This window comes from Kangiella shandongensis (genome assembly GCF_020005365.1).
Classification (GTDB): Bacteria; Pseudomonadota; Gammaproteobacteria; order Enterobacterales; family Kangiellaceae; genus Kangiella; species Kangiella shandongensis.
Genome location: NZ_JACNML010000005.1, coordinates 260,244 through 278,760 on the forward strand (window position 1 = coordinate 260,244; position 18,517 = coordinate 278,760).

At 42.5% G+C, this 18,517-nt stretch carries 16 protein-coding genes; 7 read left to right on the forward strand and 9 right to left on the reverse strand.

What is annotated here, in order from left to right:
* Positions 1–3: 3 nt before the first annotated feature.
* Genes tssM through tssC form a run of 6 tightly spaced genes read left to right on the forward strand, consistent with a single transcriptional unit; the run spans position 4 to position 8,247 of the window.
* Positions 4–3,576: a type VI secretion system membrane subunit TssM gene (gene tssM / locus H7708_RS07890; RefSeq protein WP_223669959.1), complete on the forward strand. Its 3,573-nt coding sequence runs from the start codon at positions 4–6 to the stop codon at positions 3,574–3,576.
* Positions 3,558–4,325 carry a type VI secretion system-associated protein TagF gene (gene tagF / locus H7708_RS07895; RefSeq protein ID WP_223669960.1) on the forward strand — a complete coding sequence of 256 codons (768 nt, stop codon included), beginning with the start codon at positions 3,558–3,560 and terminating at the stop codon, positions 4,323–4,325. The genes tssM and tagF overlap by 19 nt, the downstream gene beginning before the upstream one ends.
* The gene (locus H7708_RS07900) at positions 4,312–5,106 is read left to right on the forward strand and encodes a PP2C family protein-serine/threonine phosphatase (RefSeq protein ID WP_223669961.1); all 795 of its coding nucleotides are present in this window, start codon (positions 4,312–4,314) and stop codon (positions 5,104–5,106) included. The genes tagF and H7708_RS07900 overlap by 14 nt, the downstream gene beginning before the upstream one ends.
* Positions 5,107–5,115: 9 nt before the next feature.
* Complete coding sequence (tssA, locus tag H7708_RS07905; protein WP_223669962.1) at positions 5,116–6,204, forward strand: type VI secretion system protein TssA; 1,089 nt, start codon at positions 5,116–5,118, stop codon at positions 6,202–6,204.
* Between the two features lie 37 nt (positions 6,205–6,241).
* Positions 6,242–6,754, forward strand: a complete 513-nt coding sequence (tssB, locus tag H7708_RS07910; RefSeq protein ID WP_223669963.1) for a type VI secretion system contractile sheath small subunit — start codon at positions 6,242–6,244, stop codon at positions 6,752–6,754.
* A 2-nt stretch (positions 6,755–6,756) separates the two neighbouring features.
* Positions 6,757–8,247, forward strand: coding sequence for a type VI secretion system contractile sheath large subunit (gene tssC / locus H7708_RS07915; protein WP_223669964.1), 1,491 nt, complete (start codon positions 6,757–6,759; stop codon positions 8,245–8,247).
* Between the two features lie 27 nt (positions 8,248–8,274).
* Here the strand turns inward: tssC and H7708_RS07920 are convergent, their stop codons facing one another.
* The 9 genes from H7708_RS07920 to H7708_RS07960 all read right to left on the reverse strand — a co-directional run bounded on the left by H7708_RS07920 (position 8,275) and on the right by H7708_RS07960 (position 17,955).
* On the reverse strand, positions 8,275–9,087 hold the full coding sequence (locus H7708_RS07920; RefSeq protein ID WP_223669965.1) for a hypothetical protein: 813 nt from the start codon (positions 9,085–9,087) through the stop codon (positions 8,275–8,277).
* A 7-nt stretch (positions 9,088–9,094) separates the two neighbouring features.
* Positions 9,095–9,868 carry a hypothetical protein gene (locus H7708_RS07925; protein ID WP_223669966.1) on the reverse strand — a complete coding sequence of 258 codons (774 nt, stop codon included), beginning with the start codon at positions 9,866–9,868 and terminating at the stop codon, positions 9,095–9,097.
* Positions 9,868–11,241, reverse strand: coding sequence for a hypothetical protein (locus H7708_RS07930; RefSeq protein WP_223669967.1), 1,374 nt, complete (start codon positions 11,239–11,241; stop codon positions 9,868–9,870). The genes H7708_RS07925 and H7708_RS07930 overlap by 1 nt, the downstream gene beginning before the upstream one ends.
* A 352-nt stretch (positions 11,242–11,593) precedes the next feature.
* Positions 11,594–12,397, reverse strand: a complete 804-nt coding sequence (locus tag H7708_RS07935; RefSeq protein WP_223669968.1) for a hypothetical protein — start codon at positions 12,395–12,397, stop codon at positions 11,594–11,596.
* Positions 12,398–12,525: 128 nt separating this feature from the next.
* Positions 12,526–12,726, reverse strand: a complete 201-nt coding sequence (locus tag H7708_RS07940) for a hypothetical protein (RefSeq protein WP_223669969.1) — start codon at positions 12,724–12,726, stop codon at positions 12,526–12,528.
* A gap of 33 nt (positions 12,727–12,759) precedes the next feature.
* Positions 12,760–12,948, reverse strand: coding sequence for a hypothetical protein (locus tag H7708_RS07945; RefSeq protein ID WP_223669970.1), 189 nt, complete (start codon positions 12,946–12,948; stop codon positions 12,760–12,762).
* 7 nt (positions 12,949–12,955) lie between these two features.
* Entirely contained in the window at positions 12,956–13,762 is an 807-nt protein-coding gene (locus H7708_RS07950) for a hypothetical protein (protein WP_223669971.1), read from the reverse strand.
* The gene (locus tag H7708_RS07955; RefSeq protein ID WP_223669972.1) at positions 13,763–16,621 is read right to left on the reverse strand and encodes a toxin VasX; all 2,859 of its coding nucleotides are present in this window, start codon (positions 16,619–16,621) and stop codon (positions 13,763–13,765) included.
* A gap of 11 nt (positions 16,622–16,632) precedes the next feature.
* Positions 16,633–17,955 carry a DUF4123 domain-containing protein gene (locus H7708_RS07960; protein WP_223669973.1) on the reverse strand — a complete coding sequence of 441 codons (1,323 nt, stop codon included), beginning with the start codon at positions 17,953–17,955 and terminating at the stop codon, positions 16,633–16,635.
* 230 nt (positions 17,956–18,185) lie between these two features.
* Here H7708_RS07960 and H7708_RS07965 point away from each other — a divergent pair.
* Positions 18,186–18,517: Hcp family type VI secretion system effector (locus H7708_RS07965; RefSeq protein WP_223669974.1), on the forward strand; the 332-nt coding region annotated here is incomplete at its 3' end.

Consider the following 18,517-nt stretch of genomic DNA (forward strand, 5'->3'; position numbering starts at 1 on the left):
GTCATGAGAAAGTTTTTTAAAGCACTGAAAGCATTCTTTACCAATAAATGGGTCATTACCATTATTGTTATTGCAGCAGTGATCGCGTTGATCTGGTTTGGTGGGCCATTAATATCGATCGCTGATGTGAAGCCATTGGAAAGTGAAGTGGCGCGCTTAGCGACTTTATTCGTCTTGGCAATGATCTGGGCCATGTATAATTTGTTCCAGAAGTCGAAAGCCAATAAAAATAATAAAAAGCTGGTTGAAAGCATGGTCGAGCAACCAGTAGAAGAAGACGAGCACGAGAAACTCTCCAAAGAGGAAGTTGGAGTCTTGCAGGATAGAATGAAGCAAGCGTTATCGATCTTGGAGAAAAATAAACTCAACGGCAAGAATATTTACCAGCTGCCGTGGTTTGTCATGATTGGCCCACCGGGTGCGGGTAAAACAACTACGATAATGAACTCAGGCGTTCGTCTTCCGCTGAAAGATGCCATGGGTGGTGAGCCAGTAAAAGGCGTTGGGGGTACCAGAAACTGTGATTGGTGGTTCACCAATGAAGGTGTACTGCTGGATACGGCAGGTCGCTACACCACACAGGACAGTTACGAGGAAGTGGACAGTCGCGCCTGGCATGGTTTCTTGAATCTACTGAAAGAAACACGGCCTATGCGCCCAGTGAATGGCGCTATTTTGGCTATCAGTTTAGCTGAAATTGCCGGACAAACGCAGACTGAGCGCAACGATCATGCGCAGGCCATCCGCCAGCGGATCCAGGAATTAAAAGTTCACCTCGGAGTGAATGTCCCGGTCTATGTCATGCTGACCAAAGCCGATCTGTTGGCTGGCTTTGAAGAAACGTTTGATGACTTAAGCAAAGAAGAGCGTGAGCAGGTATTAGGCTTCACTTTTGATGTCAATAATAATCAAAACGAAAAAGGCGCAATTACAGATTTTAATCGCTACTTTGTTGAACTGATAAGAGAAGTCGAAGCGCGAGTGATGAAGCGTTTACAGCGAGAGCGCGATCCAGAGCGTAAAGCGGCTATCTTTAACTTCCCGAGACAGCTACGTATGGCGCAAAAAGGCATCGACGATTTTCTAAAAGAAGTCTTTTTGCAGAACCGATATGAAGAGCCGTTTGTGCTACGCGGTATTTACCTGGTCAGTGCTACGCAGGAAGGATCGCCGATCGATAGAATTTCCAGCAACCTGTCAAAGAACTTTGGTTTTAAGTTGAAAGGCCATAAGAGTGGTGATAATTCAGGTAAAGGCTACTTTATAAAAAATGTTTTTACCAAACTTATCTTTAAAGAATCGGAGCTGGTTGGAACCAACCTGAAGTATGAAAAAAGGCAACGGCTGTTCCGTTATGTCGGCTATGCTGCTTGCTTGTTGTTATCACTGGTAGCGAGTTATTTGTGGGTAAATAGTTACTACAAAAATCAGGCCTTGATCACGCATACCGAACAGTTGGTAGAACAATACGATACGGTGACAGAAGGTGGGTTAGAAACCGATTCCAACATTCTTGAACTGAATGATGGTTTGAACGTCTTGCGCAAATTCCCGGAAGGTTATGCGCCAGAGCAGGAGGCACCGATGAGTATGCGTTTTGGTTTGTATCAGGGGCATAAGTTTGGTGGTCAGGCTCGAGAAGCTTATCAAAAAGCATTAACCGGTTTCTTTGGACCTTTCCTGCAAAATAGCATCGAAGGCGAGCTGGCTAATGCCGAGGACAATACGGATTATTTGTATGAAATGCTGCGTCTATATTTAATGTTCTATGAACCGGAGCATATGAATAAAGACGACATAAAAAACTTCTTTGGTCTGTACTTACGTCGTGAGCATGCTGGTGAGCTGAACAGTCAGTTCCGTAACAACATGCAGCAGCACTTAACGTCTTATCTGGATCTGAACATTCCGTTTCCAAAGCGCGATGTGAAGCTGGTGGATTTTGCTCAGGACAAACTCAATAATGTGTCGTTGGTGGACAGGGCTTATTCGCGACTGAAGGAAGAATACCGTGATGCCATGCCGAGTTTTCAGTTAAGCAACAATATTCCGCTCAACATGCAGCAGTATTTTTACCGCAAAAGTGGACGCTCATTGGAGGAAGGCATTCCGGGCTTATTTACTTACACGGGCTATCACGGTGTTTTTAAATCCGAGAGTGAGAAAATCACCAAGCTGCTGGCCGAAGAGTCGTGGGTATTACCGGATCAGCAAGTGGAGTTAATGGATGATAAACAAATCACCAAGTTGCGACTGGAAGTGCAAAATAAATATTTCCAGGACTACATTTATATGTGGCGTAACCTGATCAATGATATCGAGATTCGAGAATTTTCAACGCCGGCACAGGGCGCCCTGATGCTGGAAGACTTAACGGGGGTAAACTCTCCGATCAAGCGTATCTTCGAGGCGGTACGAGACAATGTTCAACTGTCCAAGTCAGAAGAAGGCGGCTTAAAAGATGCTGCCCAAATGGCTGAGAATACACCGGAAGGTTTACGTCAGACTCGAGTGGGTAATCGCGTAGCTCGTATCAATCGGATGATGCCAAAGAATATGGATGCCTATTCTAAAGAAGAGCATCCGGAAAAAGTTGTCGATAGAGCTTTCACCGACATTATTCAGTTTGTAGGCCAGGACAATGGTGAGCCAGCTCAGCTGGATACGACGTTGGACTCGATGAAAGATCTGAAGTCGTTCCTCGAGTCGATCAGTAACGCCAACAACAAAGCTGAAAAAACCTATCAGGCAACCAGTAGCCCAGAAGCGGCAACGGTGATTAACAATATTGGTATGGAGTCACGTTCGACGCCGAAGCCAATGAACAAGTGGTTAACGCAGATTGAGTCGAGTGGTAAAACCTTAACCACTAGCGGAACCTACAGCTATTTGAATGACACTTGGCGTAGTGACGTACTGCAAGAATGTCGTCAGGCAATTCATGGCCGTTACCCTGTTGATAAGAGCAGTGCCAAAGAGATTACGCTGGATGACTTCAGTGGCTTTTTTGGTTACCAGGGTAAAATGAATAACTTCTTTAATGAACACTTAAAGGTGTTTGTGGACACTTCTTCCAGTCCCTGGAAGCTGCATCGTGATATCGGCATCAGTCGTAATACGCTACGCCAATTCGAAAAAGCAAAGAAAATTCGTGAGACCTTCTTTGCAAAAAACAGTAACCAGCCGAGCATCAAGTTCTCACTCAAGCCAACCAGCTTGAGCGTGAACGTCAAACAGTTTCTATTAGAGATGGAAGGTCAGGTCCTACCGTACCGCCATGGTCCGGCGAGACAGTACCCGATGCGTTGGCCTGGTCCGGACAGTAGCGGTTTGGCAACGGTAACTTTCACGCCAGCCAGTGGTTTCAAAAACGAAGTTATCCAGGGTAAAGGCTTCTGGAGCCTGTTCCGCTTGTTGGATAAAGGTGAGATCCGTGAAAGTCTCTCTTACGATAAGTTTTTCGTTGAATTCAAGCGTGGTGATTACAGCGCCATATTAGAGCTGCAGGCGAGCAGTGTGAAGAATCCATTCTATAAATCGGTAATGGAGGGCTTCCGTTGTCCGAGCAACTTATAGAAGATCAAGCGACAGGAAAGATTGCCTGTTTCGGTAAAATTCGCGCGAAAGGAGATTTCATTTCGCGCAATCTGGATTATGACGTTCAGGAGTATCTGGACGGATGGTTGCAGTCAGCATTTAACACCAGTCAGGAACAGATTGGTGAAGACTGGCTCAAGTTTTACCTGACCAGTCCGATCTGGCGATTTGTTATCAGTGATCCGAAATTGGGTAAAGATATTGTTGGATTTATGATGCCAAGCATCGACAAAGTGGGTCGATATTATCCACTTTTTATGCTGGAAGTTTTTGCAGATGGTCAGCTGTGTGGTGACGAGCTCCATTGTAAAAGTTTTGCTGAACTGGAAGAACTGGCAATGAGCACCTTGGATGACGGTGAGGATAGTCTGACATTTTTTGAATCCCTAAATCAGTCGGGCTTTCCTTTGTTTGAGGAGCGTCCACCCGTGTCAGAATTATTGCAGCGATTGTCAGTAGAAGACGCTGTGGTTGATGATGAAACAATGAAGTACTTATGGCATGAGTCTTCGGACTTTGAGGTGTTTGAGTTTGAGCAATTTTCAACAGAGCAGTTGAGAGGGATTTGGTGGACCGAAGGGTCAAGTTCAATGGACAAAGCATTAGTGTATTGTGAAGGGTTACCTCCAGTTGCTGGGTTTAGTGCCATGCTTGATGGCGACTGGCAACGGTGGGGCTGGCAAGAAAAAATAAATAAAGAAGAGGAACAAGCTTTTGCAGCAGAATGATTTTTCATGGATATCGAGTGGCACAACTCATGTCGGTACTGTGCGTGAAGTGAATGAAGATAATTTCATTGAACGACCAGAACTAGGCTTGTGGGTTGTTGCCGATGGTATGGGCGGTCATAGTGCCGGCGATATCGCGAGCACTATGGTTGTTGATGCGTTATCTGTCATCGAGCGCAAAGGTACAAACGAAGAGTTTATTCAAAAGATTATTGATGAGCTGAGTATCACCAACCAGAAATTAAGACAGATGGCATTCTCGCGGTTTGGTAAAAAGTCCATGGTTGGTTCCACTGTCGTGATTTTGGTGTGTTACGAAGGTCAATATACGATTTTATGGGCTGGGGATAGCCGCGCCTATTTATATCAAAATGGCAGCTTAGGTCAGGTCACCAGAGATCACAGCCATGTTAATGAGTTGATTGATTCCGGAGCCTTGCCTCCGGAAGAAGCCGAGTCACACCCGCTGGCTAATGTGATTACGCGAGCGATTGGTGCTGCGCAAGACTTAAATGTAGAGCGCTTAGATGGTGAGTTAACGCCAGGAGACATTTTCCTGTTGTGCAGTGACGGGCTGAATAAAGAGCTGACCGACGGTGAAATCGAACAGTTTTTTAAAACTGAAAATGTGGTGGATATAAATAAAGCATTGATCCACTCGGCGTTAATACGGGGTGCGAAAGACAATATTACGGCGATCTCAGTCAAGATCGATGATGAAGATGAAGCTGATGATTATACCGTCCCAGCCCAGTCGTTAAGAGCAACGGATGCAATATAAAGGTTTATCGTGTTTGAAGTAGAAGAATTATTACAGCCTATCTCAGAAGAGTCGCCATGTGGCGAAGATTTACGCCTGGATGCCAGTGTTGAATCGGTATATTACAAATTACGTGACTGCCGTAATTCGGCGCGTAAAGAAGAACGCCAGGCGCTAGTTGATCCGGATAATTTTGATGATATAGCCGAAGGTTGGGTTGAATTATCAGAGTTGGCTGTTGAAGCACTGAAGACAAAGACAAAAGATCTTGAGGTTGCTGCCTGGTTAATTGAAGCATTAACACGAATACAAGGCTTCGAAGGTTTAATTAAAGGTTATCAACTGGCAGCGGAGTTAATTAAGCGTTACTGGGAAGAGGGACTATATCCCGTTGAAGATGAAGACGGATTAACGACCCGGGTTTCTCCGATCAGTGGTTTAAACGGGTATGACGGTAATGGTTCGTTAATCATGCCGATCAAATCGGTAGCAGTAACCAATACCACTCATGAAGATAACTATGTTATCTGGCAGTACGAGCAGGCCCTTCAGATCGAGAGAATCGATGATCCGGAAAAAAGGCAAAAGCGATTAGACTCCGGGGCGGTTACCCTAAATGATATTACCAAGTCGGTTAGTGCTACAAACGGACAGTTTTATCAACAACTTGATGCAGAAGTTAAGCAATCACAGGAAGTGTACCGGGAATTTGTTGAGGCATTGGATGCGGTGACAGAAGAATTACCGCAACCGACGTCCAACATCAAAAATGCACTCGAGGAATGTCAGGAAGCAATCACCTATCTGGCGAAAGATAAGTTGGCAGAAATGGTAGAAGTCAGTGACGACGAGAGCGAAGAAGCAGAGGGCGAGACAGCAAAAGCGCCGGCTGCAAATCAAGCTGTACAGGATAGGCAGCAGGCACTGAATAAACTGGAAGAGATTGCCATGTTTTTCAGAAGAACTGAACCTCACTCACCCATCTCATACATGCTCAATCAGACGGTGAAATGGAGTCAGTTATCACTGCCAGAGTTACTGCAACAACTTATCCCGGATCATGATGCACGGGAAAACTATTTTAAGCTCTCAGGGATTCCTGTAGAGAGCGAAGACTAGAATTAAATGATGAAAATAGGCTATGGAGGATTAAGAAATGGCTAGTATACACGATAGACTGAAGAGAGTACGTAAACCAAGAGTCCACATTACATATGATGTGGAAACGGATGGCGCAGTCCTTGAGAAAGAATTACCTTTTGTCGTTGGTGTCATGGGTGATTTTACCGGGGATTCAACCAAGCCCTTAAAGCCATTAAAGGATAGACGTTTCGTTCAAATTGATAAGGATAATATCAATGAAGTGATGCGTAATATGTCTCCTGGCCTGAAACTTAAAGTTGAAAACACTTTAGAGAATGATGGTTCAGAAATGGCGGTTGATCTTGAATTCAATTCCATGGATGACTTTGAGCCAGCGTCGATTGTCGATCAGGTTGAGCCTTTGAAAAAGTTGATGCATACACGTAATCAATTACGTGATCTCATGACTAAAATTGATCGCTCAGAGGAGCTTGAAGGAATCATGGAAAAAGTATTGCAGAATACTGATGACCTGGATGAACTGGCTAAAGCATTAGAAGTGGCCGGCGACGATAAAGGAGAGTAATTATGTCCGATACTAAATTAGCAGAGAATCAAGAAGTTGCTGTTGAAGAGACAGAAGGACTCTTAGGACAGGCGATTGCAGCAACGAAACAAACGGAATCATCTCGTGCGGAAGAGTTACTGCGTACTGTCACGCAGGAAGCAATGAAAGGCACCGTAACCTGGAATAAAAACCTGACCGTAACATTCCGCGAAGCAATTAAATCGATTGATGAAGCGCTATCGACACAGCTTTCACAAATTATGCGTCACGACAAATTCCAGAAGCTGGAAGGCTCCTGGCGCGGATTACAGTATCTAGTCCAGAACACAGATACTTCGGTTTCTATGAAACTGAAAGTGTTAAACATCTCGAAACGTGAGTTGTTTAAGGACTTGAGTAAAGCGGTTGAGTTTGACCAGAGTCAGCTGTTTAAGAAAATTTATGAGAATGAGTTCGGTACGGCCGGTGGTGAGCCTTACGGTGCCTTAATCGGTGACTATGAGTTTACGAATCACCCTGAAGATATCGAAACTTTAGAGCTGGTATCTAATGCTTCGGCAGCAGCGTTTGCGCCATTTATTTCAGCATCTTCACCTGAACTATTTGGTTTCAATGACTGGACCGAGTTATCAAAGCCTCGTGATCTGGAAAAAGTGTTCGACTCGCTAGAGTATGCTCGCTGGCGCGGATTCCGTGACTCGGAAGATTCACGCTTTGTAACCTTAACGGCGCCACGTGTTTTGGCGCGCTTACCTTACGGTGAAGCGACGCGTCCTATCGACGAGTTCGATTATGAAGAATTGAACGTCGATCCTGAAACCAAGATCGCACAGAACGCACAAAACTCTGACTACTGCTGGATGAATGCTTCGTATGTTCTTGGTAGTAAGCTGACTCAAGCATTTACTGAGTATGGCTGGTGTACAGCGATTCGAGGCGCAGAAGGTGGAGGTAAGGTTGATTCATTACCGATGCATAACTTCTTAAGCGACGATGGCGATCTGGACATGCAGTGTCCTACGGAAGTGGGTATTACCGACCGCCGTGAAGCAGAGCTGAGCAAGCTTGGCTTCTTACCACTGTGTCATTATAAGAATACGGACTATGCTGTGTTCTTTGGTTCGAATACCACGCAGCGTCCTAAGAAGTACGACCGACCAGAAGCTAACGCTAACGCTGAAATTTCATCGCGTCTACCATACATTATGGCAACGTCGCGTTTCGCTCACTACTTAAAAGTCATGGCGCGCGATAAGATTGGTTCATTTATGGAGCCAGAAGATTGCGAAGCGTGGTTAAACCGCTGGATCTTGAACTACGTCAATGCCGATGAAGATGCGGGTCAAGATTCTCGCGCACGCTACCCATTAGCGGAAGCAAAAGTGGAAGTAGAAGAAGTACCAGGAAACCCAGGTGCTTATCACGCCAAAGCATGGCTAAAACCATGGCTACAACTGGAAGAGCTTTCTACCTCACTTCGCTTAGTTGCGAAAATTCCAGAAAATAAATAATCAATTTATGATTAATAGAAAAGGCCATCAATTGATGGCCTTTTCTTGTTTTAGCCACTCATCAATCGCTTTATTCAGAATATTGTCACTAGGAAATCCTTTTGGTTTTCTAGGTGCATATTCTAGCCAGCTCTTAGATGGTTCGATGGAATTAGGGATATTGAGATACCCTGCCATATAATTTTCAATAAAGGGTTTTAAGTCGTGATTTTGATAGTTGTATTGAGGAATAAAAGTACCGATGGCAATGCGTTTGCCTTTTTTGAGATTTTTAGAGGCGTCATAAACTTCGCCTGCTGGATAGAGACTGATAACCATAGGCCCCCAGCCGCCACTAAATTCAAGGTGGGTACTTTTATCTTTGAGCTCGATTTGCAGTTGGTCGAGTTTTGCTGCATAAAGCTTTCCTTTGTGCCAGGTATAAACCAATTGACGCTTACGATCGAAACAGATAGGTGCTGCCTGTCTCCATGTTATAAATATGAGCCAAGGCATGATTGTAACTAGTGAAAAAATACCTATGAGCCAGAAGTTATCATAGTATCGTTTTATTTGTTGTTTATAGAAATCTTGGTAGTTACCAATTTCTTCTCCTAAATATTCATAACGAGTTTTTAATTTGTCATAGTGTTTCTCGATTCTTTCGTTGTAATTTAAAGCTTTATTTCGTTCTTCTATATAGTTTTGATCGTATATATTCGCTATAACATATGCTGCTAATAATGCTCCACCAATTAAATAAATATTGAGCCGTTGATACATAAAGTTAAAACGTTTAATTTTAACTGTTGAGTTATTTACTGCTCTAAAACAGCGAGTTATCTTGTTTATATTCGCCATCTAGCGCCTAACTCGACTCTTTGGCTAACCATTCATCAAGAGCTTTCTTCAGTTTTTCTTCTTCTGGAAAGCTTCTGTCTTTAATCAATGTTTTTTCAAGGAAGCCACTTTCAGGTTTAAAATTATTTGGTATTGTGGTGAAGCCATTCAGATAGTTTCGAATAAAGTTTAACAGTTGGTGGTTTTGGTAGTTAAATTTAGGAATATAGGAGCCGATAGATACTCGTTTGGCTTTCTTAGAGCCTGCAGGGTAGAGTGAAATGATTAAAGGTCCCCAGCCGCCTTTCATTTCGAGAAAGTGGGCGGTATCTTTTTTCTTGGGGTTGAGGTTATCAAAGCGAGCAGCGTAGAGCTTGCCCCAGCTCCACGTATAAATAAGCTCGCGCTTTTTGTCGACCCGAATAGGACATCGCTGAGGCCAGAAAAGGTAGAGAAGCCAAGGAAGTAATATGAATCCCGCTATTAATAATAGAATTAAGAAGTCATCATAAAATCCAGGGAGCTCTTGTTGATAATAGTCCTCATAAGATTCTCCATTTTTGATAAGTACTTCCTTATATAGGTTATATGCTTTATTTATAGTTTCTTCATAAAAGATTGAATTATTAATATAGTTTTTAAATTCATTGTCAGAAAAATAGCTATACAAAAAAGCTACTAATATAACTATTCCGAGTAAAATATGATTTGATCTGAAGAATAAAATCTTAAATGATTTTATATCGACCGAGTTCTCATTCGGAATAAGGCAACGATTTAAGTCATTGATTTTATTTCTCATTATATTCTCCATTGAGGCATATGAACAATTGTACTCGGTACGCCCCTCTGTATATCGAACTTATCTCTTGGGATAGAGGTTGGTGCTTCATATTCATAAAGTATATGATCATCTATTTCCATGGATGGTTGCCCTTGTTGTTGGTATTCAGCATTAATAATTATTTCTTTGATATAGCCAGGACCCTGTGGTAAGAAGTCACTAAAGTCTATATTTGCTTTTTCATCCTGGTAGTTAAGTTCATATTTAAACCTGCTAAGCGTGATATTATCATCAAAAATATAAGAAGACTCGAGCCAATACTCAATCTCGATATCGACTTCTAATACAGCGGTTCCTTTTGTCGGATCAAGGTTAGGTAAGTTGAGTTGGAAAGTCGTTGGTTGAGAACTTTGTGGTTTAAGTACAGAAAATTTATCGAAAAGTTTAGAAAAATTATCTAACTCCAAATGAAAATTAGCCTTAACCTCATCGTGAAGGCTAGAGGTTGGCTTTGATAAGGCTTGGCTTTTTTCAATTAAAACGTTCAGGCTCTCTCTTTCTATTCCCCAATAATCATGTGAAGATCCCCAAAAGCTGTGTTTGGCCCATTCATCAATCGCTTTATCCAGAATCTCGTCACTTGGCAATTCTTTGGGGCTGCGTGGCGCATATTCGAGCCAGCCTTTGCGAGTTTGGTAGTTCTCGGGTAATGAGGTTTCGCCGTTTAAGAATTCTTCAATAAAGCGTAACAATTGTTTGTTTTCCCAGTCGAGGGTGGGTATGTAAAGTCCGACTTTAAATTTCTTGCCTTTGTTAAGTTTGCCTTGTTCATCGTAGACCTTGCCAGCAGGATAAAGGTGCAGAACTAACGGCCCCCAGCCACCAGAGAGTTCCCAGCCGCCAGCGGTAGCGGGGCATTTAGGCTGGAGTTGGTCGAGGCGGGCGGCGTAGAGCTTACCGCGATGCCATGTGTAAATCAGTTGGCGTTTGCGATTGACTTGCACCGGTGCGCCGGGGCGAGCAAAGATGATAAAGAGCCACGGGAGCAGGGTACCGAGGGTTGTTATACCGATAAAGGCTAAGTCGTCATAGTAAAGGTGTTTCTGCTCCTTGTAAAATTGCTCAAATGTTCCAGGATCTTCCCCCATACTTTCAAACCTGGTTTTCAAACCAGCAAACTGTTGCCTTATATCTTCTTTGAAGAAGATTGCTGAGTTGCGCTTTTTTATATATTCATCATCAAAGACGTTGTAGACAATAAAGGGTACGGCCAGAGCGCCACCGATAAGGTACATATTAAGACGCTGAAAAAGCACCATGTAGCGTTTGATATTGACTTTATTGTGGGTGATTCTTCTTAATGAGCCGTTAAGGCGGTCTAGGAACATCATAGTTTTACTCTTTCCTATTTATTTTAGAGATTCCCGCACCACGGGCGCTTCCGTTGGTCGCCTGTGCGGGAATGACGTGCTGGTGTTTTTCATTGGTTTTGTCATTGCGAGCTTTAGCGAAGCAATCTCTATAGGTCTTGCTGTAAAGAGATTGCACCACAGGCATTTCCTTCGGTCACCACCTGCTTCGCAGGTTCGCAATGACGGGTCGGGTATTTTCTTTGATTGCGTTGCATTATTCTCTGTAGGTTGACCATGTGACTTTGTGTTGTGACCTTCCTTGTGAGGCGGTGTAATTCGATTGATGGGTTACGCTGTCGCTAACCCATCCTACGTTACTGTTGCTTTCCTCTTATTTTTCCTGAGCAATCCATTCATCAATCGCTTTATCCAGAATCTCGTCACTTGGCAATTCTTTGGGGTTGCGTGGTGCGTATTCGAGCCAGCCTTTGCGCGATTGGTAGTCATCGGATAGCGAGACGTCGTTGTTGAGGAATTTTTCGATAAACTCGTAGACGAATTTGTTTTCCCAGTCGATGGTGGGGACATAGAGGCCGATTTTAAACTTTTTGCCTTTGCCCAGCTCATTTTTGTCATTGTAGACTTTGCCTGCGCGATAAAGGTGTAGCACCAGCGGTCCCCAGCCACCGGCGAACTCCAGTCCGCCCATGGAGGCGGGGAATTTGGGTTGGAGCTGGTCGAGGCGGGCGGCGTAGAGCTTACCGCGATGCCATGTGTAAATCAGTTGTTTGTCTCGGTTGACTTGCACGGGCGCACCGGGGCGAGCGAAGATAATAAAGAGCCAAGGGAGTAGAGTACCAAGGGTTGTTATACCGATAAAGGCTATGTCGTCATAATATCTAGGGGCTTGTGCTTTGTAATACTTATCGTAGTCAGGCATAGGATCCCCTCTATAGTCATAAAGTTCCCTTTTTGATTCATACTGTGCTTTTATACTATTACTAAAAAAAATGGCTGCATTCCTTTTCTTAATATATTCGTCATCAAAGACATTATAGACAATAAAGGGAATAGCGAGGGCGCCACCGATAAGGTACATATTGAGTCGCTGAAAGAGCACCATATAACGTTTGATATTGACTTTGTCGCTGGTGATTCTTCGTAATGAGCCGTTAAGGCGATCTAGGAACATCATAGTTTTACTCTTTCCTATTTATTTTAGAGATTCCCGCACCACGGGCGCTTCCGTTGGTCGCCTGTGCGGGAATGACGTGCTGGTGTTTTTCATTGGTTTTGTCATTGCGAGCTTTAGCGAAGCAATCTCTATAGGTCTTGCTGTAAAGAGATTGCACCACAGGCATTTCCTTCGGTCACCACCTGCTTCGCAGGTTCGCAATGACGGTTTTTTCGGTTGTCGTAATGACGGTGTTTTTCAGTCCTCGCAATGACCATTGTGTTGTCATTATTCTCTGTAAGTTGACCATGTGACTTAGTGCTGTGATTTTCCTTGTGAGGCGGTGTCATTCGATTGATGGGTTACGCTGTCGCTAACCCATCCTACGTTACTAAATTTCTTTTTTTTATGTAGGAGCTATCAGATATATTTGTGTAAACGTATGCTGCTAATAATGTTCCACCAATTAAATAGATATTTAAGCGTTGGTACATAAAGTTAAAACGCTTAGCCTTAACTGTAGAATTATTTGCAGCTCTAAAACAGCGACGTAATTTTTTGATATTTACCATTAAACTCTTAATTTGATTCTTTGGTTAGCCATTCATCAATCGCTTTATTCAAAATATCGTCACTAGGTAATTCTTTTGGCTTTCTAGGGACATACTCAAGCCAGCTCTTCGTTGGCTCAATATCACTAGGGATATTCAGATACCCTGCCATATAATTTTCAATAAAGGGTTTTAAGGCGTGATTTTGATAGTTGTATTGAGGAATAAAAGTACCGATGGCAATGCGTTTGCCTTTCTTGAGCTTTTGAGATGAGTCATAAACTTCCCCTGCTGGATAGAGGCTGATAACCATAGGCCCCCAGCCACCACTAAATTCAAGGTGGGTACTTTTATCTTTAAGCTCGATTTGCAGTTGGTCGAGTTTTGCGGCATAAAGTTTTCCTTTATGCCAGGTATAAACTAACTGACGTTTACGATCGAAACAGATAGGCGCTGCCTGTCTCCAAACTATAAAGATAAGCCAAGGTAGTAATGTGGTAAGGGTAAATATACCAATTAAAAGAAAAGCCTTGGTATATCTGGGAAGTTGTTCAGAATAATACTTCTCGAAATTTGGCATCTTCAAACCACGATAATCATAAGTTTCCCTCTTTGATTCATACTGGGCTCTAATATCAGTTTTAAAATTTAATGCTCTGTATCTTTCTTTGATGTAACTATCATCAGTAATATTAGCGATAACATAAGCAGCTAGTAATGCTCCGCCAATTAAATAAATATTGAGCCGTTGATACATAAAGTTAAAGCGCTTAATCTTAACTTTTGAATTATTTGCTGACCTAAAGCAGCGTGAAATTTTTTTTAGATCTATCATCTAAATAGCCCACCCGTATGTTTTATGGTCATCTATGGTTGGTGAAAATCCGCGATATAAGAATCTATCGGGTAATTCATGTTGATATATGGTCTTTTCTATTTCCATAGTTTCTTTTCCAGTTGGTGTGTACTCTATCTCAACCTCCACTTCTTTAAGATAACCAGGAGATGTAGGTAGTGACGAACTGTAGTCAACAGTGATGATCTTCTTTTGATAATTAATATCATAAGCAAAAGCAATATCTTCAAGGTCATCATTAAACCAGGAGCTATCGGTGTTGTGCTCGATACTGATATTGATCTTAAGCTCATCGTTAAGAGAGTCATTTTCTGCCAAGTATGGAAGGTATACTTGAAAGTTAGCTACTTTTCTATTTTTTGTAGGAAGAACGGCAAGGAAATTGAATAACTTATCAAAAGCTTCCATTTCCTTTTTTAACTCGCTCTTTATTTTTGAATGACTTGGATCATGAGGATCTGAAAGAGCTTTAGCAATTTCTATCTGGTTTTCAATTGATTCTCTCTCTGTATTTTCTCCCCAATAATAAGTAGAACTTCCCCAGAATGATTCTTTAGCCCATTCCTGTATTGGATCCAGAGCTCCAAAATATTCAATTAAAATACCGAGTACAATAAGAATCGCACCAATGATGGCGCCGACAATGGTTGCGCCAAACACAAGCAATATGCCACTACCGATAGCTACCAGCGCATTGCCCCAACCTTTTGCATATTTATCTTGAGCAAAGCCGGATGCTGACTGTAAAGCGCTGAGCAATACACCGGCTATGCCTGCAAATCGACCTAGCCCTTTTGCAACACTTGAGGCAACAGCAATTGATCTGGATTGTGAAGCACGTAGCGCGATACTCTGTGCGCGAAATAGTGCATTGTTATTTATGCGGCTGAATAATTTGCTTGAAACCATTGAGCGAGCCGCCTGACCTGCTGAGGTGCGGAGGAAAGCTTGGCCTGTTTTATAGCTGTCATCAATAGTACTAATACTAGCAACGGTAATATTGACCCAGAAGTTATCACCAATTTTACTAAAGATGTCATCATCAGCTGGTGCTTTGTCTTTTTTGTCTAATAAATCAATAATAGACGCAGCGTTTAAAAAAGCTCCTAGTCCATTAGCGGCTGTTTCTAAATAGCCAAACTGTGGCATTTGATCACGAATACCCGCCGCTGGGCGGATTTCGTAATCTTTAAACTTAATGTACATAAAATCTAGCTCAGCTACAGCAGTGTTACTCGGTGCGAGTCTTCTATTGCCAGCATAAACCGTTGTTCTGGAGTACCTGCTAGATTGACTCGAATCTGTTATAACGGTTTCATTTGGCATTTGACCATTCACAATAACATCTTCTATTTGTTGTGCAGTTAAAGGTCTTGTGCTCCATTCTTCAATTCGATACATCGAAGAAAAGGATTCACGAATGGCCACATTTCCTTCTACTATCATGGCTTGGGCCATTTCAAGCCCCATGGTGGTACACATAATATCGAAGCGCTGAAAAGCTTTTTCTGCTATAGCAAGACCTTTATCGAGACCTGTTTTCACTACACCAGATAATTTGTGCCATAGATTAAAGTTTTCATCATAATCTTGAGAAATAGCTTTAGCACTTGGTGAGCTTAATATTTTTGTTATATAGTCTGAACCAACTTTGGATGTATTAAGATCGGTAACAGCTTGACTTAATAATGCGGTTGTATAATTGATAATTTCTAGGTCTGAGTCTGAACCATTGCCTTTGACACCATTATTATGGGCGTATCTAATTTGATTCTTTATGGAGTAGGCTAGCTGATGGCCGATTGTATTAGAGTGCAGCTTGACTAGATTCTCTTGCATTGTGAAGAAATTATCACTTAAATCTACAAAATCTTCTCTTAATCGGTTGGTTTCTTCTGAAACAGGCCTGTCTCCCCAAATGTCTTTAAACCAGTTCCAATTTTCATCTAGATGAGACTTGATTTTATCGACGGCTCTCGCTGTGGTTAATGGGTATTGATACTCCATATTGAAATTGCTTTGAGTATTATTGACCACTAATGTGGTTGCATTAATATCTAGTAGCCTTCCCATGGGGTCATGTAGAGCGACGATTCTTCCTTTAGTTTTACTGTGTTCACAAAAGGCGACTGTTTTTTTATCTTCAGGTGCAATTCCTGTTTGTGATATCAAATAATCTGATATTTTGTCGACAAGTGTTGGTTTAAACTCTTCAACATGTTGGTCGAGATCTCGCATTGGAGCCGAGAAATTAGTTTGTTCAGCACTGAGGTCAACAGACGTTAATATGTTTTCACGAAAAGCAGGATTTCTTTCGGCTTCTTCAAAGAAGTATGCTGGCCAACGAAATTCACTGTATCCAATTTCAATCTGGGTAGTGGCTTCTGGAACAAAGGCATAAGGATATATTCTGGAGCTGTCCAGCTCCCATTTTCCAGCTGCATTTCCATCAACCCATTTATACATCTGAAAAGTATATTGGCCGCTACCTTGTGTCTCAGTGTCTGTACGAATTTCACAGGAGTTCTGATCTTCTGCGCTGGTATGATAGCGAAAAACCAGCCAGTAGCCTTTTCTACTATCGCTACAGGAGTCTTTGTCTTCTACACAGTTTGGAACGAAAATATAAACAAAGCCCTGTCTAATTCGACGAAGACAGTAATCGTGTTCATTATGCATATTGTCTTCAGCGCTCGTATTTCGGTATTCGTTGGCGATTTCCATTAACACATCAGGTTTGAAAGCAAACCTTACTGGAAAAATTGGAATAATACTTTGATCGCAAGGTGCGACTGGGTCGTTTGCTGCTTGCGTGGATGATAAATTTTCGCGTGGCATTGTTTTATTCCTTATCCTTTTGTTCCTTTGGTATAACGTTCGACAGCATCTTTGGTGCTTTCGTAGAGCAATTTTGATTTTTCTAAGTGGCTGTTCTTTTGTTCTGATAGGTACTGTTCAATTTGAGACAGATCAAAAGTATGGATCTGTGCCATAAGCTCTGCGTAGCAATAGTCGTATAAAGCGCGTGGTGTGGTGTAGCCTTTTTCATTGCCTTGTTCACACCAGTTATTAATTTGGTTTCTATTTAGGCTTTCGACTTCCGATGGAAAGTCTTGTCTAATTTCTTTTTCTATCAACTTTTTATTCTGTTGCCAGCGGTAGTCCTCAAACAGGCGAAACTCTTCCGTAGTCAGTTCAATTTTGCCTGTGGTCTTCAACTGATGTTCTTGTGATAAGTGATAGCTATTGGCAACGCCACCATCGTCATCTTCACAAAAATATGCTCGAATCAACTGCTTGTCGCCATTAGCGCCATACCATTTGCTCACTCGCTGTGGCCAGCGTTGGATAGATTGTAAATAATGGTTCATGATATTTGGGTCGAAAAAGCGGAAATAGAACCACTTGCCATCAGTATCTCGGATTTTAATGAACTTTTTGAGATGAAAAACAATATCATTGATGTCATTCTGGCTATGCAGCAGGATGGCTGTACCTTTTCCCCAATGGTTGCTGAAGAAGTCACGATGAAATTTTGGTACTAGATTATCGTCGCCCAGCTGCTCTTCGGTTAGGGTAATATCTATAACGTAGGGAGCCTGTTGCTTGAGTTCTTGAGCCAGCTGCCCGGAGTAGAGTGACTGTTTCTTAACTTCATCATAATCGTCTAAATCAAACGTTGTTGTGATCCGGTTGCGGCTGGTTGCATCAACTAATAAATAGGTGCGAATGTCACTTTTAAACAGTAGGTTCTTAAGCTCTGGGTCGATCCATGGTTGCTGCCATGATGGTTTTTTAGGATCATGTTGATATTGAAGCGAAAGCGAGTCTATCTCCAGGTATGAGGTTCCCTCGCTATTTAGCGATTCACTATGAGATTCAATAGGTTGCAGCTCACCAATAGCGTAACCCTGCTGTGCGGCCTGTGCTGCCAGAGATACGCTCTGTTGATCATAGTAGTCCAGTTTATCAAGGTGCTGCTGGATTAAGCGTGAATACTCGATGGATTGTAACTCCAGAGATTCACCAAGCAGGTGTTTCGCTAATTGCTGGTGCAGCTCGACAGTGTCGCGTGCGGTGCAAGCAACCTGAACAGAGTAGTATTTTATTAGTCCTGAAGCATCCTGTTGCTTAACGTGGCAACGGCTTATCCATGTATGTTCTTGTGTCAAAACGTTCCTTTGTTTTTGTTATTAATTACCACAATATTTTATTCATTGTGGCTCAGCCTGTTAACTAAAGATGAGTTTAGGTTCACTTTATGTGACGCATTTCACAAACCTAAAAATTATCTCAAATGTTTTATAGATATGATGATTTTTTGATTAGAATATATGTTGGTTGTATGGAGCTGGTCAGATGAGTGGCTCTAGCCAAGGAAACTAAATAACAGGAGAAAACTATGTCTATATTTATGAATTACGACGGCATCAAGGGTGAAGCGACGGCAAAAGGTCACGAAGACTGGATTGATGTATTGTCATTGGATTGGGGTGTACAGCGTGGGATCACGGCTCGTGTTGGTACGAGCAAAGATCGTGAAGCGACGTCGGCGGACGTGAGCGAGCTGCGTATCACCAAGTACATGGATAACACCACGCCTTACTTGTTCAAGGAAGCGTGTGTGGGTAAGGGCAAGCAGGTTCAGTTGCACTTAACGAAGACCGGCGACACGCTGGAGAACTACATGGAGTACAACTTAAAGGACTGCATGATTAGCGGCTACCGCGTGAA